24 protein-coding genes are annotated in these 22317 nt (G+C 60.1%); 9 read left to right on the top strand and 15 right to left on the bottom strand.

Going from position 1 to position 22317, the window contains the following annotated elements:
• Positions 1 to 108: 108 nt before the first annotated feature.
• From AC4CWF_RS21605 to bioB, 3 genes are all read left to right on the top strand, one after another.
• Complete coding sequence (locus tag AC4CWF_RS21605) at positions 109 to 777, top strand: GntR family transcriptional regulator (RefSeq protein ID WP_491287517.1); 669 nt, start codon at positions 109 to 111, stop codon at positions 775 to 777.
• 294 nt (positions 778 to 1071) lie between these two features.
• Positions 1072 to 1638, top strand: a complete 567-nt coding sequence (locus AC4CWF_RS21600) for a biotin transporter BioY (protein WP_491287516.1) — start codon at positions 1072 to 1074, stop codon at positions 1636 to 1638.
• Positions 1635 to 2696: a biotin synthase BioB gene (gene bioB, locus AC4CWF_RS21595; protein WP_491287514.1), complete on the top strand. Its 1062-nt coding sequence runs from the start codon at positions 1635 to 1637 to the stop codon at positions 2694 to 2696. Before AC4CWF_RS21600 ends, bioB begins: the two co-directional genes overlap by 4 nt.
• A gap of 30 nt (positions 2697 to 2726) precedes the next feature.
• On the opposite strand, the gene AC4CWF_RS21590 is transcribed toward bioB, so the two are convergent.
• Together AC4CWF_RS21590 and AC4CWF_RS21585 are read right to left on the bottom strand one after the other, a co-directional pair.
• Entirely contained in the window at positions 2727 to 2996 is a 270-nt protein-coding gene (locus tag AC4CWF_RS21590; protein ID WP_491287513.1) for a WGR domain-containing protein, read from the bottom strand.
• Between the two features lie 75 nt (positions 2997 to 3071).
• The gene (locus AC4CWF_RS21585; protein WP_491287512.1) at positions 3072 to 4703 is read right to left on the bottom strand and encodes a sulfatase-like hydrolase/transferase; all 1632 of its coding nucleotides are present in this window, start codon (positions 4701 to 4703) and stop codon (positions 3072 to 3074) included.
• 164 nt (positions 4704 to 4867) lie between these two features.
• Here AC4CWF_RS21585 and AC4CWF_RS21580 point away from each other — a divergent pair, with 164 nt between their 5' ends.
• Entirely contained in the window at positions 4868 to 5764 is an 897-nt protein-coding gene (locus AC4CWF_RS21580; protein ID WP_491287510.1) for a lysylphosphatidylglycerol synthase transmembrane domain-containing protein, read from the top strand.
• A 20-nt stretch (positions 5765 to 5784) separates the two neighbouring features.
• Here the strand turns inward: AC4CWF_RS21580 and AC4CWF_RS21575 are convergent, their stop codons facing one another.
• Positions 5785 to 6582, bottom strand: a complete 798-nt coding sequence (locus tag AC4CWF_RS21575) for a CDP-alcohol phosphatidyltransferase family protein (RefSeq protein WP_491287508.1) — start codon at positions 6580 to 6582, stop codon at positions 5785 to 5787.
• Between the two features lie 22 nt (positions 6583 to 6604).
• Positions 6605 to 7711: a GTP cyclohydrolase II RibA gene (gene ribA / locus AC4CWF_RS21570; protein WP_491287507.1), complete on the bottom strand. Its 1107-nt coding sequence runs from the start codon at positions 7709 to 7711 to the stop codon at positions 6605 to 6607.
• 287 nt (positions 7712 to 7998) lie between these two features.
• Between ribA and AC4CWF_RS21565 the strand changes: the two genes are divergently transcribed.
• From AC4CWF_RS21565 to AC4CWF_RS21550, 4 genes are all read left to right on the top strand, one after another.
• On the top strand, positions 7999 to 8883 hold the full coding sequence (locus AC4CWF_RS21565) for a zinc-dependent alcohol dehydrogenase (protein ID WP_491287505.1): 885 nt from the start codon (positions 7999 to 8001) through the stop codon (positions 8881 to 8883).
• 62 nt (positions 8884 to 8945) lie between these two features.
• Entirely contained in the window at positions 8946 to 9344 is a 399-nt protein-coding gene (locus tag AC4CWF_RS21560) for a 6-pyruvoyl trahydropterin synthase family protein (RefSeq protein WP_491287503.1), read from the top strand.
• Positions 9341 to 10384 carry a glycosyltransferase gene (locus AC4CWF_RS21555; RefSeq protein WP_491287501.1) on the top strand — a complete coding sequence of 348 codons (1044 nt, stop codon included), beginning with the start codon at positions 9341 to 9343 and terminating at the stop codon, positions 10382 to 10384. Before AC4CWF_RS21560 ends, AC4CWF_RS21555 begins: the two co-directional genes overlap by 4 nt.
• 10 nt (positions 10385 to 10394) lie before the next feature.
• Positions 10395 to 11192, top strand: coding sequence for a methyltransferase domain-containing protein (locus AC4CWF_RS21550; RefSeq protein WP_491287499.1), 798 nt, complete (start codon positions 10395 to 10397; stop codon positions 11190 to 11192).
• On the opposite strand, the gene AC4CWF_RS21545 is transcribed toward AC4CWF_RS21550, so the two are convergent.
• From AC4CWF_RS21545 to AC4CWF_RS21530, 4 genes are all read right to left on the bottom strand, one after another.
• Positions 11118 to 11957: a RibD family protein gene (locus AC4CWF_RS21545; RefSeq protein WP_491287497.1), complete on the bottom strand. Its 840-nt coding sequence runs from the start codon at positions 11955 to 11957 to the stop codon at positions 11118 to 11120. The genes AC4CWF_RS21550 and AC4CWF_RS21545 overlap by 75 nt on opposite strands.
• Positions 11958 to 11983: 26 nt before the next feature.
• Positions 11984 to 12511, bottom strand: coding sequence for a cytochrome b (locus tag AC4CWF_RS21540; protein WP_491287495.1), 528 nt, complete (start codon positions 12509 to 12511; stop codon positions 11984 to 11986).
• Between the two features lie 122 nt (positions 12512 to 12633).
• Positions 12634 to 13032 carry an acyl-CoA thioesterase gene (locus AC4CWF_RS21535; RefSeq protein WP_491287494.1) on the bottom strand — a complete coding sequence of 133 codons (399 nt, stop codon included), beginning with the start codon at positions 13030 to 13032 and terminating at the stop codon, positions 12634 to 12636.
• Positions 13033 to 13127: 95 nt separating this feature from the next.
• The gene (locus tag AC4CWF_RS21530; RefSeq protein WP_491287492.1) at positions 13128 to 13607 is read right to left on the bottom strand and encodes an Lrp/AsnC family transcriptional regulator; all 480 of its coding nucleotides are present in this window, start codon (positions 13605 to 13607) and stop codon (positions 13128 to 13130) included.
• A 101-nt stretch (positions 13608 to 13708) separates the two neighbouring features.
• On the opposite strand from AC4CWF_RS21530, the gene AC4CWF_RS21525 reads away from it, so the two are divergent.
• Positions 13709 to 15157, top strand: coding sequence for an aminotransferase class V-fold PLP-dependent enzyme (locus AC4CWF_RS21525; RefSeq protein WP_491287490.1), 1449 nt, complete (start codon positions 13709 to 13711; stop codon positions 15155 to 15157).
• A 79-nt stretch (positions 15158 to 15236) separates the two neighbouring features.
• On the opposite strand, the gene AC4CWF_RS21520 is transcribed toward AC4CWF_RS21525, so the two are convergent.
• The 7 genes from AC4CWF_RS21520 to AC4CWF_RS21490 all read right to left on the bottom strand — a co-directional run bounded on the left by AC4CWF_RS21520 (position 15237) and on the right by AC4CWF_RS21490 (position 22241).
• Entirely contained in the window at positions 15237 to 15911 is a 675-nt protein-coding gene (locus AC4CWF_RS21520; protein ID WP_491287487.1) for a class I SAM-dependent methyltransferase, read from the bottom strand.
• A 142-nt stretch (positions 15912 to 16053) separates the two neighbouring features.
• The gene (locus tag AC4CWF_RS21515) at positions 16054 to 16476 is read right to left on the bottom strand and encodes a GtrA family protein (RefSeq protein ID WP_491287485.1); all 423 of its coding nucleotides are present in this window, start codon (positions 16474 to 16476) and stop codon (positions 16054 to 16056) included.
• The gene (locus tag AC4CWF_RS21510; RefSeq protein ID WP_491287483.1) at positions 16473 to 17756 is read right to left on the bottom strand and encodes an NAD(P)/FAD-dependent oxidoreductase; all 1284 of its coding nucleotides are present in this window, start codon (positions 17754 to 17756) and stop codon (positions 16473 to 16475) included. The genes AC4CWF_RS21515 and AC4CWF_RS21510 overlap by 4 nt, the downstream gene beginning before the upstream one ends.
• 9 nt (positions 17757 to 17765) lie before the next feature.
• On the bottom strand, positions 17766 to 18698 hold the full coding sequence (locus tag AC4CWF_RS21505; RefSeq protein WP_491287481.1) for an NAD-dependent epimerase/dehydratase family protein: 933 nt from the start codon (positions 18696 to 18698) through the stop codon (positions 17766 to 17768).
• Positions 18698 to 19435 (bottom strand): SDR family NAD(P)-dependent oxidoreductase, encoded by a 738-nt coding sequence (locus tag AC4CWF_RS21500; protein ID WP_491287478.1) that lies wholly within the window; start codon positions 19433 to 19435, stop codon positions 18698 to 18700. The genes AC4CWF_RS21505 and AC4CWF_RS21500 overlap by 1 nt, the downstream gene beginning before the upstream one ends.
• An 11-nt stretch (positions 19436 to 19446) precedes the next feature.
• Positions 19447 to 20784 (bottom strand): FAD-binding protein, encoded by a 1338-nt coding sequence (locus AC4CWF_RS21495; RefSeq protein ID WP_491287477.1) that lies wholly within the window; start codon positions 20782 to 20784, stop codon positions 19447 to 19449.
• Entirely contained in the window at positions 20781 to 22241 is a 1461-nt protein-coding gene (locus AC4CWF_RS21490) for a UbiA family prenyltransferase (RefSeq protein WP_491287475.1), read from the bottom strand. The genes AC4CWF_RS21495 and AC4CWF_RS21490 overlap by 4 nt, the downstream gene beginning before the upstream one ends.
• Between the last annotated feature and the right edge of the window lie 76 nt (positions 22242 to 22317).

Genomic DNA, 22317 nt, shown 5'->3' with positions numbered 1-22317 from the left:
GTCTTCACCGTCGATGTGTCGCAGGGAAGGCCGATTCCGGCCTTTCCGGACCCCAAGTTTGGGCGACGGTAATCGACAATTCGTCTCGGCCAGCCTATCAAGCTTTCCATGAGCGCACAAAAAGAAGAGACGCTGGCGGTTCGCATCAGCCGCTCGCTTGCCGATCGTATTATCGCCGGGGCCATAGCGCCGGGCACGCGGCTGCGGCAAGACCATATTGCCGAGGAATTCGGCGCAAGCCATGTGCCGGTGCGCGAGGCATTTCGCCGTCTGGAAGCGCAGGGGCTGGCCGTCAGCGAACCCCGGCGCGGCGTGCGCGTTGCCTCCTTCCAGCTGTCGGAGGTGAAGGAAGTGGCGGAAATGCGTGCCGCACTGGAAGTGCTGGCGCTTCGCCATGCCGCCCCGCACCTGACGCCGGCCATTCTGTCTGCTGCCGAAGAGGCAACCCGCGCCGGTGATAATTCCAAGGATGTGCGCAGTTGGGAAGAGGCTAACCGCCGCTTCCACCGGTTGATCATCACGCCATGCGCCATGCCCCGGTTGCTGGCGGCCATCGATGACCTGCATGCGGCGAGCGCCCGTTTTCTGTTTGCTGCCTGGAGATCTGCCTGGGAAGCGCAGACCGACCACGATCACCAGGCCATTTTGCAGGCGCTGCGTCAGGGGCAGATCGATGTCGCCTGCACGGTTCTGTCGCGCCACGTCCAGTGGATCGGCCGCCGTCCCGTCGCCACTGCGGGTGGTGACACGCAGGACGCTTTTGCCATTATCGGCTGAATTATAGATTTTTTCGCACCTGATGTTCCGCGTGGCCGGCGCTGCTCTCATGCCGTTCCGCTGCCGCATGTTTTCCGCCGTCTGAAGCTTCAGGGGCCTGATTTGGGTCTTGGGGACTGCATTTTCCACATTTCACGCATCCTACTTCGTCTATCCGCCGCATGCGATCGCAATCAAGGTCGACGGGCCAAACGCGTCGTCTTTAAAATTATCTATAAATATGGCTTGCGACTCCATAAGACTTCTGGAATCTTGTTGCCGTTCGACAAATTATCTATAATTTGAGGTGGTCCAATGTCTCTTCCCGCATCCACGGCAACACTGATCTGGCGTGATCGCACGCGTCAGGCCGTATTCGTCGTCTTCGGCGCGCTCATCATCACTGCCGCCGCCAAGGTGCAGATCCCGTTCTTTCCCGTGCCGATGACGCTGCACACGCTCGCGGTCATGGGCCTTGCGGTGTCTGTCGGACCGCGCCTGACGGCAGCAACGCTTCTTGCTTATCTCGGTGCCGGTGCGCTCGGTTTTCCCGTATTTTCCGGCACGCCCGAACGCGGCATCGGCCTTGCCTATATGATGGGGCCAACCGGTGGTTATCTCGCCGGTTATCTCCTTGGCGCTGTTGTCACTAGCGCCTTGGCGCTCGGACGCGGAACCGTTGGCAAGCTGTTGGCTATGCTCGCCGGTCTTGCCATCATCTATGCGCTCGGCCTTGCCTGGCTCGGCGTTTTCGTGCCGGTGAGCAAGCTTCTGTCCGCCGGTTTTCTGCCCTTCATTCTGGGCGACCTCCTGAAGGTGGCGCTGGTTGCGGCAGGCTCCGCTCTGCCTTGGAACCGTATCGGCGGGATGCTTGGCCGATGAGCGAGGCGTTGAAACAAAGCCCGGCGTCAAACCGGGCCACCCCTCAGAAAACCCCGGCCGACGCTTCCGAAACCGTTCCCCGCAGCGATTGGAGCGAGAGCGAGGCGCGCGCTCTCTATGACCTGCCGTTTCCCGAACTGTTGTTTCGGGCGCAATCCGTCCACCGGCAGAATTTCGATCCGACCGTGATCGAAACCGCAACTCTGCTTTCGATCAAGACGGGCGGCTGCCCGGAAGATTGCGGTTATTGCTCCCAGAGCGCCCATTACAAGACGGGCGTCAAGGCAACCAAGCTGATGGAGGTCGAGCGTGTGGTGGCAGAAGCCGCGCGCGCCAAGGCCGGCGGGGCAACGCGGTTTTGCATGGGGGCCGCATGGCGCTCGCCCAAAGACCGTGATTTGGAAACTGTCTGCGCCATGATCGAGGGCGTGCGGGGCCTTGGCCTTGAAACCTGTGTGACGCTTGGCATGCTGACACCGGCGCAGGTGGAGCGGCTGGGCGAGGCGGGTCTCGATTATTACAACCACAATATTGATACTTCGCGCGCCTTTTATCCCGAAATCATCACCACCCGCACCATGGATGACCGGCTGGAAACGCTGGATCATGTGCGCCGCGGCGGCATCAAGCTCTGTGCCGGCGGCATTGTCGGTATGGGTGAGACGGTGGAGGATCGTATTGCCATGCTGGTGATCCTTTCGGGGCTTGATCCGCATCCGGAAAGCGTGCCGCTCAACATGTGGAACGCCATTGCGGGAACGCCTGTCCTGGACAAGGCAGAACCTGCCGATGCCATTGCCTTCGTCCGATTGGTGGCACTGGCCCGCCTTTTGATGCCGAAAAGCGTGGTGCGGCTGTCTGCGGGCCGCGATGGGATGAGCGACGAGACGCAGGCGCTGTGTTTCCTGGCCGGCGCCAATTCCATCTTCACCGGCGATGCGTTGTTGACGACTGGCAACCCGGACCGCGACCGCGACAGCAAGCTCCTCCATAAGCTGGGGCTTAAGACGGCAGCTCTTCGCTCGCAGCAGCCGCAAGAGTCTTGCGGCTGCCACTGATCTCTTCGCCGGCGTGGACTTTTTGGGACATCACGCCGGCGGGCGGTATCCGCGCCTTTGCTTGGCGACCACCAGTTTTTCCATTGCCTCTGCCGCGGCATTCCAAGTGCCGTAAACCTGCCGGTGGTCGCGTCCGTTCGTGCCGATGCGGCCCCAATTGCGGGTCAGACAAATGTCTCCGAAGAGATCGACCTCAATAACGACATGATAGAAACGCGCCATGTTGCGGGAGGGATCGATGCGGTGCGCCAGATGCGCGTCAAATCGGGGCTCGGTCATGGAGATAAATGTGTCGGACATGACAGCGCAGGTCCAACGCATGTTTTGAATCGATGAGCCCTGATCGATTCACGGCGCTGATCGGTGAGGGGGCCTTTAGCGCAGGAGGTGGATCAGGCGGTCGTAAAGGCTGCTCATCGGCTGCTCGCGGGCACTTTTCGGTGCCATGCCGGCATCAAAACCATCCGCCAGAAAGCGATCGACCAGCGCCGCGTCTCGACTGATGACGGAAAAGGGCACGGCGCGCGAGGCATTGGGGCCGGTGACGATCGCTGCCGGCTGATGATCGCCGATCACGAGAAACACGGCGTCATCGCCATAACGCGCGATATAACTCGACAGCGCCTGCAGGCTGTAATCAATCGTCTGGATATATTGCCTTCGCACCCGCTCCGGATCTGACCAGACAACGGCCGGCGGATCGCCGCTGGTTGCCTGCGCATCGAACACTGCGCCATCGCCGACACTGTCCCAGTCGATCATCGACGCCACCGGCGTCCACGGCGCATGCGAGGAAATGAGGGCGATTTCCGCCATGACAGGCTTGCGGCCTTGTTTGTCGCGCACCAGCCGCTGGAAGGCCGAGAGCGTGTATTGGTCCGGCATGGTGATCCAGTTGAACGGCTTGCCGCGGTAACCGAGATTGTTGGCGGCAAAAATGCGGTCATAGCCGTAATAGGCGGATTCGGGCCAATCCATGGTAATGGCCGGCATCACCGCCACCGTTTCCCAGCCGGCACCGGCAAAAAGCCGGTTGAGGCTTGGTCGGCGGCTTGCCATCAGCCGGTCGTAGCGTGCCTGGCTATCCACCTGAAGGCCGGAGAGGAAGGTGCCATGGGCAAGCCAGCTGAGGCCGCCGACGGTGGGCGAGGTGATCCAGCGGCTGGCCGCGTGAAAGCCCGCAGCGCCGAGTTCGTTCTCCATCGCGGCAAGGCGTGGGCCCGTGACCGGCGCATAACGCGGATCTTCGACGGCGCTGCGGCCATAGGATTCGATGAAGACGAGAATGACGTCGCGCCCAGTCACCGCAGAAAACAGATTTTCATTTCTCGGGAACTGTGTGGCGGACTTTTCATCGGCTGCCAACTGCTGCTCGAAGACCTGCAGGTCGCGCGCCGAGGCAATCGCAAGCGCGATACGATCTGCCAGATAACGGCCTGCATTGGCCGTCACCGGCATCGTGCCGGGAAAGGGGCTTCCAAAGGTCATCAAGAGCCCGCAGCCGAAGATCAACCCGGCGGCCAGCACCGTTCGGCCCGGGCCCGGATGTGACAGGGGGGCAAGACGGCGCATTGCCTTGAAATAGAGCGCGAGGATAAGGGCAAGAAGTAGGGCGGCGGCAAGCAGCACCAGGAATGCGACTGTGACCCCCAGACTGCCCGAGGCGATATTCCAGCCGTCGGCGAGCATCTTGATATCGAGATAGGGATTGAACGGCCGCTGGAATGCCGCCTGTGTGCCGATATCGGCAAGCTTCAGGAAAAGCATGCTGCCAATGAGCAAGGTCAGTCCCGCTGCCAGCAGACGGTTCAGCCTGCCGCGCGCCACCAGAAGCACCGCCAGAACTGCGGGCACTTCCAGCGGCAGGCGGAGGAACGCGCCCGGCAACAGGGCATCCGGATGATCGGGCAAAGCGAGGACGCCAAGCGTGACGCCCACGAAGACGAGGGCTGCAACGGTACGGCTTGCGAAGACGGATGCGATGCGAGAAAGGGCAATCCTTGTCATGCCATCAATCCGCAAGCGACTGATTTGCGTAACAAGCCGGCATGCGGACTGACATTCGCACGCAAAGACGTGATGAGCCGCCTTGTGAAGGTGATGGAACGCGCCTTCGAGACGAGATACCACCTACCGTCGAGCTTTAGCCCCTGACAAGGAAAGACCACCGCTTGAAATTTCTGCATTACGCTGCAACACCCGTTGCGCTTGCCTGTCTGGTACTGCTGGTCTGGTGGCTGGAGCCGCAGGAAATACTGGGCGCGCTGTCGAATGTTTCTCTCCTGCACGTGGTGCTGGGGCTTTTGCTGGTGCAGGGACAGATTGTTCTGTCTGGCCTGCGCTGGCGTTTTACGGCGGCAAGGCTTGGGCAGAAAATGCCAATGTTTCATGCCATCGGCGAATATTACGTGGCAAGCGCCGTTAATCAGGTCGCGCCGGGCGGCATGGCCGGCGATGTGCTGCGCGCCTATCGCAGCGCAGACAGCGAGGCGGGCGGCTGGCAGCGTGCCGCCAAGGCGGTGTTCTTCGAGCGCCTGTCCGGCCAACTCGCCTTCGTTTGCCTCTGCCTGCCGGGACTGGTGCTCTGGCCGCTGCTGATCGGCAAAAACCTCTGGTCCGCGGAGGGATTGTTGGTGGCGGGTGCCGTTTTCGTAGGCCTTGCCGCAGCCGGCACCCTTCTGATGCGCCGGTTTGAGAGTTTGCGTGCCGACTTCGTCGAGGTTTTCCTGCGCCGCGGTGCCTTCGTTGTGCAGGGTGGCCTGAGCCTTGCGGTCGTTTTCGGTTATGTGGCACTGTTCATGCTGGCGGCAGATGCAGTCGGAAAGCCCCTGCCGCTTGTCGGCGCCTTCACCGTCGTGCCGCTGTGTCTCGCCGCCATGTTGATCCCCACCGGACTTGGCGGCTGGGGCACGCGCGAAGCGGCGGCGGCTGCACTCTGGCCGCTGATCGGGCTTGCCAGTGCCGATGGTGTTGCGGCAAGCCTCGTTTACGGAGCGCTTGCCATGGCGGGCGCCTCTCCCGGATTTCTGGTGATCGCCGTTTCGCAGAGACGTCGCCCCGCCGGTTAAACGGGGTATGCCGCCATCCATCACGGCCTTGTTGCTTTGCGCGACAGGAGCGCCAGAACATCGGCACCAAAGGAATAGACAAGCGCTATAAGGGCAAAGCCGCAGATCCAGATGGAGAGCGGCACTGTCACCTGCGGCACAAGCACCAGACAGAGCGCTGCCCCCTGCACCACGCAGACCGTCTTGCGGCGAAACGACGGCGCAAGTTCAGCCCTGAGCGCTGGCGAAAACCATTGTGCCATCACGAACAGGTAGCGCATCAGACCGATCAGCACGACCCAGGGGCCCGCCTTGTCGAGCACCATGGCCGCAACTGAGAGGATGAGGATGAGGGCGGCATCCACCTCCATGTCGAAGCGGGCGCCGAGTGCCGATTGCTGGCGGTAACGCCGTGCCAGATAACCATCGACCCCATCCAGCGCCAGCGCAAACAGCACCGCCGCCACCGTCCACCAGATCAGATCGTCAAAGTCGCGGCCGCCGAACGCATGCGAAAACAACACCGTTGCCGCCACAAGGCTGACAATGCCGGCGCGAAAGGCGGTGACGAGGTTGGCAAAACCGAAGCGCGCATGTTTGTGGAACGGCAGTCCGTGGACAACAGCTGCAAAAATGCCGGCCAGCAGGCCGCCGGCAATAACCGGCACATGGATTTCCAGCGGCAGGTGCAGTGCTGCCATGCCCCAGCTGGCAATCGAGGCAAGGTAGACCACGGCCAGCACCTTCAGTGTGTTGGCAAGCAGCGGATCCTGATGAAAATCTGAAAAGCGGCGGCGCGATGCCACGCGGGCATCGTGCCTTTCCTCGTTGATGGACATGACGAGCCTCCGGCCTCTTACCTTATTCTGCGGCAATCAGCGTATCGAGGTCCAGCATATGTCCGGCGCGCAGTGTCTTGGTGCGCAGGTAATTTTCGTTTTCCACCGTCACCCGGCCCAGAACCGGCGTGCGGGCATGGACGGCAATGCCACCTGCCTTCAACGCCGCGATCTTCGTCGGATTGTTGGTGTAGACGATCACCTCACCGATGCCGAGGAGGCGCAGCATGGCAACGGCGGCCTCGTAACGGCGGTGATCCTGTCCAAATCCAAGCTCGGCATCGGCATCGATCGTATCGAGCCCGAGATGCTGATAGCCATAGGCGCGCATCTTGGCGCCGATGCCGGTGCCGCGGCCTTCCTGGTCGAGATAAACGAGTACACCGCCGCCGGCCTGTTTCAGGAGGTCAAGCCCGTTGCGCAGCTGGTCGCCGCAATCGCATTTCAGCGAACCGCAGAGGTCGCCGGTGATGCAGGACGAATGGATGCGGATCGGCACCGGCTTGGAAAGATCCGGCTTGCCGACAACAATTGCCACCTGATCCTTCTGGGCGACACCGCCGCGAAAAACGACAAAGTCCGCATCGCCAAAATCCTTCAGCGGCACACGGGTGCGCGCCACCTTCTGGAAAGTTTCGCGTGCGGGGCGAAGGTTGGAAAGCGCGTGGGCGTGAATGCCGCAGCAGCCGCTGAAACGATCTTCGATCCCGGAAATATCGGCGCTGATCATGCTCGGCAGCAGAAGCGCTACGCTGGCAAGCTCGGTCGATTGTGAAAACAGCCTGTCGGCCGGGCGGCATGTGCGCGGAATATCGGCGTCGAGCGCGTAGGACAGCCGCGAAGCCTGCTCGAAGCTATAACCGGCAAGCGGCACGGCGACATCATGATTGGTCTTCAGCCCGAGACGGCTGGCGCGCTGGCGTGTCAGCAGCAGGTCATGGGCGTTGTTGACCGTTTCGGCAAACTGGTCAAACACGGCCGGAGACGCGGCATCCAGGGCGAGAACGGCGATCTTCCGACTATCGTCGGAAAAGATTACCGGTCGGCCATAACGCAATTCCGAAACGGCGCGTTCGACGGCGATGGCGGGATTGGAATAATCTTTCGAGAATGGGCTCTCTGCGGTCATGCTGGCCTCCTTCGTGTTCTTAGGTGGCGTTACGACCCCGCAAAGGCAACGGATTGCCGCATATTATAAATTAAAATTGATGCATCTGCCCCGCGCCTTTCACAAAACCTGCCATAGATAGAGGCAACTGTTGTTTCCATGGAGGTGCAAAGAAGCGGATGGGCCTTTTGACAGAGCGCGCGAGCCTAGACACAAGCGAGAGCGCGCGAGCCCTCTGGTTCGAGGCGCCCGGTCAGTGCGTCTTGCGCGAGGAACCGCTGGAAGGCGCCGGGAGCGGAAGTGTGCGCGTGCGTGCGCTCTATAGCGGCATCAGCCGCGGCACCGAATCCACCGTCTTCAAGGGGCTGGTGCCCGAAAGCGAGCGCGAGCGCATGCGCGGGCCCCATATGGGCGGCCAGTTTCCGTTTCCGGTGAAATACGGCTACGCCATGGTGGGTGTGGTGGAGGAGGGGCCGGAAAACCTTTCTGGCAAGACAGTATTTGCGCTGCACCCGCATCAGGATCTGTTCACTGTAGAGGCAAGCGCGGTGACGCCGCTGCCACTTCACCTGCCGCCGGAACGGGCGGTGCTGACGGCCAATATGGAGACCGCGCTCAACATCGTCTGGGATGCGCTGATCCAGCCGGGAGACCGGGTCGCGGTGTTTGGCGCAGGCGTTGTCGGCGCGCTGGTCGCCTTCCTCAGCGCCGGCATCGCCGGCACGCAAACGCTGCTGATTGATCGCGATCTGGAACGGGCAAGCCTTGCCAGCGCGCTCGGACTGGATTTTGCCCTGTCGGACCACGTCAGCGGCGAGTTCGATGTGCTGATCAATGCGTCCGGCGCCTCTGCGGCACTGTCTCAGGCCATCGAACTGGCTGGCATGGAAGCGCGCATCGTCGAGGCCAGCTGGTATGGAGAGCGCCCGACCACAGTACCGCTTGGTGGCGCTTTCCATTCGCGCCGCCTTTCCGTCGTCTCCTCGCAGGTCGGCAACATTCCCCCGCATCGGCGCGCCCGCTGGACCTATTCGCGGCGTCTGATGAAGGCCATGGACCTTTTGCAGGACGACAGGCTGGATGCACTCATATCAGGCGAGACCGCCTTTGATGATCTGCAGGTGGCTTATCCGCGTATTCTGGATGCAACCGCAACGCTTTGCCATCGCGTTCGCTACCAGCCCAGGGGGTGAAGCCTCCTCGCGCCAACCCGCCATTGAACCAATAAAAATCTAAAGGAAGGACAAAAAACTTCATGTTCGCAGTCGAAGTCAGAGACCACATCATGATAGCCCACAGCCTGAAGCGAGAGGTTTTCGGACCCGCGCAGGGCATGCATGGTGCAACCTTCGTGGTGGATGCCGCCTTCTTCACGAGGGATGTCGACGAGGACGGGCTGGCGGTCGATATCGGCCTTGCAACGCAGGTTCTGTCTGAAGTGCTGAAGCCGCTCAACTACCAGAACCTCGATGAACTCGAGGTGTTCAAGGGCCGGATCTCGACGACAGAAGTGATTGCAAAATACATTTTCGACCAGCTGAAACAGGCGGTGGCCGACAAGAAGCTCGGGCCCGGCAGCGCCCGCATCTGCCGGCTTCGTGTGCTGCTCAACGAAAGCCATATGGCACGCGGCTGGTATGAGGCCGATCTTTGAGCGAGCCCCTGGTTTTTGCCTATCCCGGCCGGCTGGAAACCAGCACGGGCGGTTATGCCTATGATCGCCGCCTGATCGAGTGCCTGACGGCGCTCGGGCGGCCTGTCGTGCCGCTTGGCCTTGGCGATGGCTTTCCGACACCTTCAGCCGCACAGCTGGAGGCCGCGGAGGCAAAGCTGGATGCACTTCCGGACAACAGCCTTGTCATGATCGATGGCCTTGCCTTTGGCGTGATGGACCGCTGGGCGGCCCGTTCTGCCGATCGCCTGCGTCTGGTGGCGCTGGTGCATCATCCGCTGGCGCTGGAAACGGGCCTGTCGGAAACGGAGCAGGTGCGGTTCCAACAGGTGGAGCGGAAGGCGCTTTCCCATGTGCGCCACATCGTGGTTACCTCGCCTGCCACGGCCCGCGGCCTTATTGCCCATTATGGCGTGGATGAGGAGAAGATCACGATTGCCGTTCCCGGCACGGAGCGGGCAACTGTCGCCAAGGGCAACAACACGCCGCCGCACATCATCTGCGTGGGCACGCTGACCCGGCGCAAGGGGCATGATGTTCTCCTGCGCGCGCTGGAGCGCATTCGGGATCTCCCCTGGCGCGCCACCATCATCGGCAGCCGGGATCTTGATCCGGTCACCACATCCGAGCTTGAAATGCTGCGCCATCAGCTGAAACTCACCGACCGCGTAACCCTTACCGGCGAGCGGGCAGATGTTCGCCAGGCCATGGCCGGAGCCGATATTTTTGCGCTCGCCAGCCGTTACGAGGGCTACGGCATGGTGTTTGCCGAGGCGCTGTCGCAAGGCCTGCCGATTGTTGCCTGCCATGCGGGCGCCATTCCCGATGTTGTGCCCCCGTCCGCGGGGCTTCTGGTGGCGGTGGATGATGTGGAGGCTTTTGCGGCAGCCTTGCGCCGGCTTCTGGCCTTTCCTCTCGAGCGACGAAAATTTGCCGACGCCGCCTTCGTTGCGGGCTTAAATTTGCCGGGCTGGCCAGATACCGCCGCAATTGTCTCTTCTGCCCTGAACCGCGTTTCCTGAAAGGAACCCCATGAGCGGCTTCGATGCCAAATGGCTTCGCCTGCGCGAGCCTGTTGATGTTTTGGCGCGCGACCCGGTGCTGGTCGACAATTTTGCCCGCTTCGTCGCCGGCCAATCCTTGCCGGCGACTGTGCTCGACATCGGCTGTGGCACCGGCTCCACCTATCGCAGCCTGTCGGGGCGGCTTGCCAAGAGCACCGAGTGGCGGCTGCTGGATTACGATCCGGCGCTGCTGGCAGCGGCGGAAAAACTTCTGGGCTCCGATGGCATCGGCTTTTTCAGGCATGATCTGAACCAGCCCGCCGGCATGCCGCTGGAGGGGGTGTCCATCGTCACCGCCTCTGCCTTTTTCGATCTCGGCTCGGCCGCCTTCTGCGATCGGCTGCTTGGCGTGCTGGCAGAACATCGCATCGGGCTTTATGCGGCGCTGAATTATGACGGGCGCGTGGAGTGGCAGCGCCCGCATCCGCTTGACGCGCGTGTGGTTGCCGATTTCAACCGCCACCAGCGCACCGACAAGGGGCTTGGTCCGGCCCTTGGGCCGACAGCCACCGACCACCTGAAGGGCGTGCTGGAAGGGCTTGCATACGATGTCGTCGTCGCCCCCAGCGTCTGGCGGATCAGCGCGCAAGAGGCGGATCTGCATATCGCGTTTCTGCGCGGCATGGTCGATCCCGTCCTGGAAGTGGGCGCTCTGCAGCCGGAGGAAATTGGCGAATGGCTGGCCTTCCGGCTAGCCTATGTCAGGGGAGATCGGGGCGGCTGCGAGGTCGGCCATCACGACCTTCTGGCGCTGCCGCGAGACTGAGGCATTGACCGATTGCGGCTTCAGTTCGCAATCAAACAGGATATCACTGCCAAGGCTGAACACGCGTGCTGCCGGTCGTTGCGCTTGCGAGAGCGCATCGATGGGCGGCAGCGAAATACCAGCTGGACCGGAACCGATGATGAGCGGCGCGATGGACACATGTAAGCGATCCACCAGCCCCTGATCGATGAACCGCGAGATTGTGCGCGCACCGCCTTCGACCAGAATGCGGTCAAGCCCGCGGGCAGAGAGCGCATCGAGGATCGCGTGCGGACAAAGCCCCGACGGTGATTGCGACAGACGGATCACCTGCGCCTTGTAGCGCCGCTCCGGTGCATCCTTCGATTGGATAAGAATGACCGGCGCGCCGCCATCGTGAAACAGGCCTTCCTCGCCGGACAGTTCGGCGCGGCAATCGATCACGACGCGCGCCGGATCGGGACCTTTGACTTCGCGCACGGAGAGGCGGGGATTATCCGCCTTGACGGTGCCGACACCAACGATCACCGCCTCCACCAGGGCACGGCAGCGGTGCAGGTGAGCAAGTCCATCCGGCCCGGAAATATCGCGTGCATCGCCGGACACGGTGGCCACGCGCCCATCCAGTGATTGGCCAACCTGCGCCAGCACGAAGCGGCCGCGTGCGCCGGCAATCGGACCGTAAAGCTGCAATGCCGGTTCCTCGAACGGGGTTACCCGCTGGTGGTTGCCACTCATGCCGAGCAATCGCGTCCACAGGGTTTCGGTCATTTTGATGCTGCGCATGATCGATCTGTCCGCCGGGTTTAAGGTCAAAGGATACGGGTGAGCGTATCGTCGCGGCGGATCACGTGATGGAATAAAACCGCCCCGATATGCAACGCAAAGAGGCTTAAAAGGATCCATGCGCTCCAGGTGTGGATGGCGGAAAACCAGGGCGCGATCTCAGGAGATTTGCCCACCGGGCTCCAGATCCGCACGAGGTTGAACCAGTGGAGAGGAAAGCCGTGGGCATTGGTGGCCAGAAAGCCGCTGACCGGCATGACCACCAGAAACAGATAAAGAAGACCATGCACGGTGCGGCTGGCCAGCCCCTCTATGCCGGCGGCGGGCCGGGGCAGGGGGGATGCGGTCAGCCGCTCCCCGGTTCGCACCAGCATCAGCCACAACACGATGAAGCCGAGGCTTTCGTGCAGCATATAGAAATCGAGTTTCACCTCCTCGCGGGTGAACTTGATCATCATGCCGAGCGGCCAGACGGATACAACAAGAACGGCGACCAGCCAGTGCAGCACGCGCATGCGTCCAGGATAGCGGATGTCCCGCTTGGTCACTGTCATCGCTGCCTCCCTTTTATGTCGCCTTGTCGGCTATTGGTCAGGCAGGATACGCCATTTCGAAAGAAACGGTTTGCAAATATGCGATCAACTCACCGCGAGGGGCAGTCGTCAAGGCTGCAAGCCTAGCCATCCACCGGGCGCGGCCGGCCGGCATGATCAAGCGCCACCATCACGAAACTTGCCTCCGTCACCTTCTGGCGCGTTTCGGAAAACTGTCGCCGCACCCAGCATTCCACCGCAAGCGTCATGGAGGTGCGCCCGACATGGGCAACAGTCGTATAGATGCAGAGCGTATCGCCGACCTTTACCGGCTGGCGAAAGATCATCTCGCGAACGGCGGCCGTGACCGTGCGGCCCTTGGCGCGTTCCGATGAGGCGATGCCGGCGGCCGCATCCATCTGCGCCATCACCCAGCCGCCAAAGATATCGCCGGCGGGATTGGCATCGGCGGGCATGGCCAGCGTGCGCAGGGTCAGGTCGCCCTTCGGCAGGTCGCTCAAGTCTTCAACATGGTCGCTCATGATCGTCATTCATCTCCATTGTGCAATGCACAACAGATGTACGGCGGATCATTCAGGCTTCAAGCGATGTTCCTGCATGGCCGTATTGCAGGATGTCATAACCTCGTCAGATCCGTCGGGCGGTTCTGCAGGATGGCCTCCATGGAAAAGAAACCTGTCACGGTGGAGAAATCGAAATCCGTGATCAGCTTCTGGTAGAAGGCGTCATAACCGCGCATGCCATGGGTGACGACCTTCAGGAGATAGTCCCAGTCACCGCCGATGCGGTAGAAATCCACCACTTCGGGCAGTTTTTCCACGTGGCGGCGAAAACTTTCGGCCCATTCCTTCGAATGGTGGCGGGTGCGGATCATCACGAAAACGGTGAGATCAAGCCCAAGTGCCGGCAGGTCCACCACCGCCTGCGCGCCTTTCAGCACGCCCGCCTCTTCAAGCCGTTGCAGCCTTCGCCAGCAGGCATTCTGCGAAAGCCCCACCTTTTCGGCAAGCTCGCGCTGCGACAGGGAGCCATCGCGTTGCAGGAAGGTAAGGATACGACGATCGATCGCATCGAATTTCAGGATTTCATCGTTCATTTGACACACATAACCGTATTTTGACGCAAAGATAGGGGATGAAACCACACCGGCGCAATGGCTATCCTTCGCCCCACAGTAAAAAAAGGGGATCAAAAACGATGGCGCAGGCGACGGGACAGATGACGGATATGCTGCAGAAGTTTTGCGATGGACTTGCAATGGGCGACATCCTGAAGACTCTCGCCGATGGTCTGATCGGTCGCGATGCAGTGATCGACGGACCCTTTGGGCCAAAACCTCTGGTGTATGCCGATTATGTCGCCTCGGGTCGCGCGCTGATGCCGGTGGAGCGCTTCATCCTCGAAGACGTGCTGCCGTTTTACGCCAACAGCCACACGGAAGCCTCCTATTGCGGGGGCATGATGACAAGGCTGCGGCGCGAAGCACGTTCGGTGATTGCCGGTGCCTGCGGTGCAACGGATGCCCATGCGGTGATCTTTGCTGGTTCCGGCGCTACGGCCGGCCTTAACCGGCTGGTCTGCCTGTTTGGTGCGACAGCACCCGGCACACGCGTCATCATCGGCCCCTATGAACACCATTCCAACATCCTGCCTTGGCGCGAAAGCGGCGCCGACATCGTGGAACTTGACGAGGCGGCAGAAGGCGGCCCCGATCTTCAGCAACTCGACACGGTGCTTGCAGCCTCCGGCGGCTTCAGCCAGGTGATCTGCTCGTTTTCTGCCGCCTCCAACGTCACCGGCATCGTCACCGATGTCGCCGACGTCACCCGGCGCGTCAAACAGGCCGGCGCAAAGATCATCTGGGATTATGCCGGCGGTGGGCCTTACCTGCCGATTTCGATGACGCCGCAAGAAGGCGCCGAGATCGATGCGATCGTTGTGTCCCCGCACAAGTTCATCGGCGGCCCCGGCGCATCCGGTGTGCTGATCATCCGGCGTGATGCCGTCGTGATCGACAAGCCAACATGGAGCGGCGGTGGCACGGTGAAATTCGTCTCCTCCACCGGCCATGATTATGCCGATAGTCTTGAAGCGCGCGAGGAGGCCGGTACGCCAAATGTGGTCGGCGATATCCGCGCAGCCCTTGCCTTCCTGGTCAAGGATGCCATCGGCAGCCACCAGATGGCGGCCCGCAACCGCGAACTGACCGCCCGCGCGCTAGCCGCCTGGGCAGATCATCAGCACATCCAGCTTCTCGGAAATCTGTCGCCCGAGCGCCTGCCGATCTTTTCGTTCCGCATCCGCGACGGCAAGGGTGGTTATCTCCACCAACAGCTCGTCACGCGCATGCTGTCGGATCGTTTCGGCATCCAGGCCCGCGGCGGCTGCGCCTGCGCCGGTCCTTATGTCCACCGCCTGCTGGAAATCAGTGACCCTGAATCCGCCCGCCTGCGCAGTGCAATCCTGGTTGGCGAAGAAATGGAAAAACCCGGCTTCACGCGGCTCAATTTTTCCGTGCTTCTCGGTGAGGACAAGGTGGATTACATCTTGCAGAGCGTAAGCCAGCTGGCAGAAGACGCCGCCGATTTCCGCGAAGGTTACGCCTTTGACCCGGCTCGTGCGATTTTCTTTCCGCAGGCGGCGTGAGAAGGCGGGTTCGGTTGCCACCGTGCGCCGTTACGCCTCGGCTTTTCCCGGTTTTTGAGGAGTGCCTTGATTGCCGGCTCTATACCGGCTTCTCGGCTGTGACGAGGAATTGCTTTCCGAAGATAGGCCATACGATTGGTAAGGAAAGATAAGCCTTGATCAGAAAGTCATGAGTCGGCTGTTTGTTTGCCATTGTGAAAGGTAAAAACCGGTCGATGTTCGAAACGATCTTATAACCGTTCATCTTCAAACCTTCCGCGAGCGATATGTGCGACAGTTCGAGGTAATGATCATAAAAGTCCCAGTATTCCTTGTAGGCATATTTGATATTGGGGCCAAGAATGATAAACCGGCCACCAGGCTTAAGTGCCCGCAGCACCTCTTTAAGGACACCGTCACAGGCCTTCTTGTCCGGCAAGTGCTCCAGGAAATTGGAGGTGAACGCGCGGTCGAGGGTGTTGTCGGGAATGTAGGTGAGATCGTTTGCCATCGTGGACTTGAAGTTAATCCTCGGGTTCAGATGCGAGGCGGCATCCGGATTGAGATCAACAGCAAATTTCTGATGAACATCAACGTTATTGATGAACTCGCCATACCCGCATGCGAGATCCAGAATGCTTCCGTCTTTGACGACGCGCTGGTTAAAGTAGCTCTTGCAAAGGGTTTTCCAGACGCGGTCACGCTTCTCCAGACCGGTGTCGATGAACCTGGAACGATAGATCTGCTGCACATTTTCTGCTGATTCTAAAGCCATTAGCGTTCTCTCCAGTTGAGGGACTGAAGCACACCGCTTGAATGATATCAACCCTTGCGTGAGCGTTGGATCGTGACACGTCTGTTGTGCAGGTTAAATCAGCTGCGGCGATAATCAGGCTCTGTCTGTGATCCCGTCCCGATCACATGCCGGATCTGGAGAACGTAAAATGCTTGTGCAGCAAATAGCTGGTGACGATGGGGCTTAGCACGCCGATGATATGGGCAATCGTCTCAACATGAGAATGAACGCCAATGGCTGGGAGCAGAAATTGTGCAAGAACCATGCTGACCGCCCACACCTGGACAAACGCAACGGCGTTGACGAGGCAGAAGCGCAGATATTCATGGTGAACGCGCTGGCCGCTCTTTTCAAACACCAGCAACTTCATCAGCGTGAAGGCGGTCACCATGCCGAAGAGGAAGGCGATGGCGATGGCAACCGAGTAGGGAAGGATCTGCGAAAACGCCACTCTCGACAGGATGTTTACGCCGGCCGCGAGGCCGCCGGAAAACGCAAACCGGATGAACGGGTTCGACAGCAACCTCTTCAGAGCAGCTTTCATGGTGCGACGGCTTCCGCCATCATGCGCCCGTAGCGGACACTTTCCGATATTCCCCGGTCCTCCGGATAATAATAGCAGGTATCTGCAATCTGTAGGCCGGTGATCGGCGTCTGGATCGGCGGCAGCGTGTCGAGAAAGCCCGGCTCGCAGACCGGCTGCGCATATTTCAGCCGTCCTACTTTTACGTCGATGAGATCGCTTTCGGTGATCTGCGGATTGACCTTTCGGATGTAGGAAAATGCCTCTTCCACAAATTGGTCGTCGCTCCACTGCCATTTTGCCTGTGTCGTCGGCATGTAATAGGGCACGTAGACGACTGTATCATCGACCGGACGCAGGTTCGAAAACTGGATCAGGCCGGGAATGTCGATCTCATCATCGACGATATTGATCCAGAAATGCTTGCTGATCGATTTTTTGAGACGGAAGATGAGGCAGACGACACCGATGTTCTGGATGGCATCGTATTGTGCCTTCGACGCCGCTGGCAGGTCTGGTATCATCTTAGAAATAAGGGGCGTGGGCACGGTGGAAATCACCGCGTCCCCCGCATGGAAGCGCCCGCCGGCGATCACGCCAGTGACCTTGCCGCCTTCGGTTTCGACCTTCTCCACCGATGTCGCCAGATGCATGCGCCCTCCCTTTGCGGTATAGGCACAGACGAGGGCATCAACGAGCGTCTGGCTGCCCCCCTCGATATAACCCAGTTCTTCCTGGAAGATCGACCGGCGCGAATTGCCGATACGGCGCACGCGTGTCGCGATCCAGGAGGCGGAGACATTGTCGGCCAGTTCGTAGAATTTCAGCTCCATCAGGCGCTTCCAGAGCGTCTGGTAGACCTCGCGCCCAGACCCCTTTTCAAGCCACTGACGGGCCGTCTTGTTCTCAATGGACGCAAAGCTCGACGCTTTTGTGGTGAGGAACATCTGCAGGCCGGTCCGGATCTTTGCGATCAGGCTCAGATGGGGAAAGCGCAGGAGCGAAATCGGGTCGCCCCACGGATGGATCTTGCCCTTCATGAAGTAGCCCATGGAGGTCGGCCGCCAGCGCATCTTGTCGCCAATGCCCAGTTCGCGCATCAGCGCAAAAGTGGGCTCGTCGGTTCGGCAGACGAAATGGTAGAACCGCTCGATGGAAAGACCGCCGAAATCGAAATGCGCGGCCATGCCACCTGCAACGCTATCAACTTCGATGAGGTCGACCTCGTGGCCCAATTGCGCGGCACGATGTGCTGCCGCCAGTCCCATCGCACCGGCGCCGATGACAATCACACGACTCATCGTTTTCTCCTAAAAGTCCAGTACGATCTTGCTGTAGCGCGGGTCGAGATAACTCTCCGCAATGGCATCTTTCAACGGCGTTGCCTGAACGTTGAAGATGGTCGGCCAGTCGATCACCGGGAAGGTTTCCGGGATCACCAGCGCCTCGAGCTGGCTGGTGGTGAATGGCGGCTTGCTGCTGACTTTTGCATAACAAAACAGCAGCCACCAGAACATCTGGTAGGGAATGTGAACGATGCGGGCCTTCGGCTTGACCGTCTGGTGGATCAGCCGAATGATATCGCCGTAATAGGTTTGCTCAAGGCCTGAAATGTCATAGGTGCCCACCGGCTTCGTGTGCAGCGAGGAGATGATGACATTGGCGAAATCACCAACATAAAGCGGCTGGCGCACGAACCGGCCATCGCCGGGGATGGGGAAGACAGGCACGCGGTCCATGAACCGGCGAAGCCAGCCGAGATGTTTGCGATCAAACCAGCCGAACATCAGTGTCGGGCGCAGGATGACATGCGCAATGTCGTCGACGGTATCGATAAAGCGCTCCTGCGCGGTTTTGGAACGCGTGTAGAAGTCGTCTGCCTTCGAATTGACGACGGACGATGAAATGTGGACGAAATACGGGACGGCGTGGCGGCGCATCGCCTCCACGATTTTTTCGGTTGCCACGACATTGTTATCGGTAAATTCCTGCTCGATCAGCCCGCCGATCTGCGCCTGGTTCAACAGCACGGCGTCAGCGCCTGCAAATGCATCCATCCAAGGCCCCTCGGTCGCAAGGTCGGCTTCGATGACCTCGATTTCCGGATGCAACTGGCGCAGCAATGCCGTGTTGGTCGGATGCTTGTCGATGCCAACGATTTGCAAGTCAGGCTTGCCCTTCAGCCGGGCAATGACGTTCTGGCCGACAAGTCCTGCGGCTCCGGTGATGACGATCTTCTGCATCAGATCTCCATTCGATTGAATATCACGCCGGGAAGGTTGCGGATAATCAGCATGATGTAGCGCCAGAAGCCGGGTGCATAGGCGATGGAGCCGCCGCGATAGGCACGGGCATGGGTGATGGCGGCGATGGTTTCCGGCGTCGCCCAAAGAAGGCCCTTGCGGTTCATTCCGTCCGTCATCGGTGTGATGGTCGGGCCGGGCTTGATCAGCACGGCGCGTGGCCCCTTGTCGGCAAAGCGGTGGGCAATGCCCTCAATGAGGGTTTCAAGGCCGGCCTTGGCCGCACCGTAGATGAAGTTGGCGCGCCGGCCGCGATCTCCCGCAACCGATCCGATGACCACGAGGCTGCCTCGGCCCTGATGTTCCAGAACAGAGGCGGCGGCAAGGCTCCAGGCGGCCGCCGAATTGAAGTTTACCCGCAAGATTTCCTCAGCGCTCGCCAGATCGCGCTCTGCAGCACTCTGGTCGCCGAGAATGCCATAGGCGAGCAGCACATGATCGACGCCGCCCAACTGATCGACGAAAGCCGAGAGCCGCGCGACGACATCGGTTTCCGACGCTAAATCGTTGATAGCGATCTCGACGCGTTCAGCGCCACGCGCCTTCAGGTCGGCGGCCATCTGCGACAACCGGTTCTCATCCCGGCCCACAAGAAGGAGGCTTGCCCCTTCCTTGGCATAGAGCCGGGCCGTGCATGCCGCAATCGCCGAAGTCGCACCCAGGATAATGACGCGCAATTTGTATTCCTTCACATCTGTGACACGCGTTGCCAGAAGAGGGAGCTGAACCCGCTGTCTACGTGTTTCGAAAACGCCTGCCAAGCGGGATAACCCGCCTGAAACATCTGCGCCGGCATGCGACCGTCCTTGGCGGGGTAAAGCCGACCCCCCGCCGCCAGAACGATTGCGTCCAGTCGCGCCATTAATCGCAACGTGTCCTTGCCCCGGTTCGGGAAATCAAGCGCCAGCGTAGTCCCCTCCATAGGAAAAGACAGAAGGCCCGGAGAAACGGCAGCGCCAAACGTCTTGAGGACTGCCAAAAACGATCCCTGACCGCTTGCGGAGATGGCTGCCAGCATCTCCTTCGTGGCGTCGTGCTGAACGGCCGGCGGCACGACTGACTGATACTGATACATGCCCTTTTTGCCGTAGAGCCTGTTCCATTGCCCGATTGAATCAAGCGGGTAAAAGAACGGATGCAACCCCACGCGCGCCCCACCGCTCTTGCGCTTTCCATTCCAGAAATAGAGAGAATTAAACGCGTTGATGGCGTGGCGGTTCATTGCGATCTGCGGCACGTTTATGGGCATGTTAAAACGTGTATTGCCCCGATCAGGCAGGGGAGAGCCGCTGGCGCAATGGTTGCCGCGCGAAAAGATCCCGCGCCCCAGCGAGGGGCCTGCTGCCAGGCAGTCGATCCAAGACACGGTATAGTCGAAGTTTTCTTCGCTCTTTTTTGCCAGATCGAAAAACGCATCGAGACCTTCGAAGGGGATGTTCTCGACGTCCATCATCGCGCTTTTGATGGGGATCAGTTCGATTTCCACCCAGGTGATCAGGCCGGTCAGCCCAAGGCCGCCGATGGTCGCTGCAAAAAGATCAGGATGTTCAGTCGGCGACAGTTCCAGTTCTTCGCCGGTGGAGCGCAACAGCCCAAGGCGTCGCACCCATCGACCGAAGGTCCCGTTCACATGGTGGTTCTTGCCATGCACGTCATTGGCAACTGCGCCGCCAAGGGTGACATAGCGTGTGCCCGGGGTGACTGGCGGGAAAAAGCCCTGGCGCACGAAGAGGTTCAATAGACCGTCAAGGGGCAGGCCCGCCTCGGCGCGCAGCAGGCGTCGATCCGGATCGAAATGGATGATCCTGTCGAGGCCCGCCATATCGATCATTCCGCCCGCCGGATTGAGAACGCTATCACCGTAGGAGCGTCTCAAGCCTGTTGCCAGGAGAGGCAATCCCTGCTGCCGACCCGTCAAAATGGTATTGGCTAGCTGGTCACGCCAGCTCGGCCGCGCTACCGCATGTGGAACCTGCAGCACGTTGCCCCAGGACCGAAAATCATCGTCGGGGACAAAATGCGTCATAGCGCGGCCAGAAACAGCGCGACGATCGCCATGCCGAGTCCGATGCTGGAGCGGTCGCGAATGGCAAAGCTGACGGGGTCATCGTTCATCTTTCCCCGATGCGATAGGAACCAGATCCTCCCAAGCCAGATGGACAGAAATACAGGGATGCCGTGGAGAAACTCCGGGTGCGCATATGTTCTGCCCAGCATCATCTCCTGAAGAATGAAGATCATCAGGACCACCAGCGATGCAAGTGCTGCTGCAATGCCGAGCGCCAGCGTCAAGTTTGCATCTTCCACTTCGTAACCGCGGCTCTTGATGCTGAAATCACCGCTGGAGGCTGCCCGCACGATCTCCGTATGGCGCTTGGCGGTTGCCAGTGAAAAGAAGAAAAACACGGCGAAGGTCAGCAACCAGGCAGGACGCGAATCGTCGAGCAAAACGGTTCCCATCGTAAGACGGGTGGTAAACAGCACGCCGATGATCAATGTATCCAGAAGCGGGATCCGTTTCAGCCCCAGCGAATAGGCTCCGGTGATGACGAGATAGGCGGCCAAGGCTGCGGTAAAATGCAAGGAGAGCATGAGCGCGGTGAAAAAGCCCCCTGCAAGCAGGCACCCGGCCAGCAGGAATGCTGCGCGGATGGACAGGCGACCGCTTGCGATTGCGCGGTTTCGCTTCGACCAATGCTGCCGATCGGAATTGAGATCGGCGATATCGTTCAGCAGGTAAGTGGCAGAGGTGACCGCCAGAAGGCAGGCGAAGGCAATCAGTGTCTGCAAAACGGCGCCAAGGTTCAGCAATTCATGTGCGAGCGTAATGGGCACGAAAAGCAGCAGGTTCTTTGTCCAGTGATGGACGCGGATAACCTTCATGAATTCCTTCGGCGTCAAGGGAGCTGTGTGAAATTCGACCAGGATGGGTTTACCAAGCGCTCCCGCGCGCTGGCGTACGCTATTGGACACACCAACCAGGACAATGCCTTGCGACGCCTGCCAGACGGGAAGATCCACCTCATGGTCCCCCGCATAGATGAAGCCATCGGGGAACCGTTCTTTGAGGTAGACAGCCTTGGCTTTTCCCTTCAGGTTCGCTTTTGCCGAGCCGGTCGCCGAAGAAAAGATGCCGACCCGTTGCGCCACCTTATCGACAATTGTCTGGTCGGCCGCCGAGCACAGATGAAGCTCATGCCCGTCATCGGCCTTCTCACGCAGCCACTGGACAAGATCTTCGCGTAACGGAAGAACTTCGTCCGTGAGGTCGACTTCCTTGGCCAATGCAGCCTTGAGCATGTGGCGGCCTTTGCGGAACGCAGGCAGCGCGCGGGCAAGGCCGAGAGGATTGCGAAACAGGGCAATCGCTGCTGTTTCATGCAGGGTGTCGGAAAGAACCAGCGTTCCATCCAGATCGACGACAATGGGCAGCTTCGGTTGCAAAGCCATGTCTTCATTGTCGTTTGGAAGCACTGTCTGCATGGAAACCCTGATGTTTGTTTTATGCTGGAGACGTCGTATGAAAGAAATCTTCTATATCTATGGACTGTTCCCCCTT

It is taken from the genome of Neorhizobium sp. PAMB6630, assembly GCF_058242775.1.
Note: the sequence above shows the minus strand (reverse complement) of the source record. Positions and strands in the feature narration are given on the sequence as shown.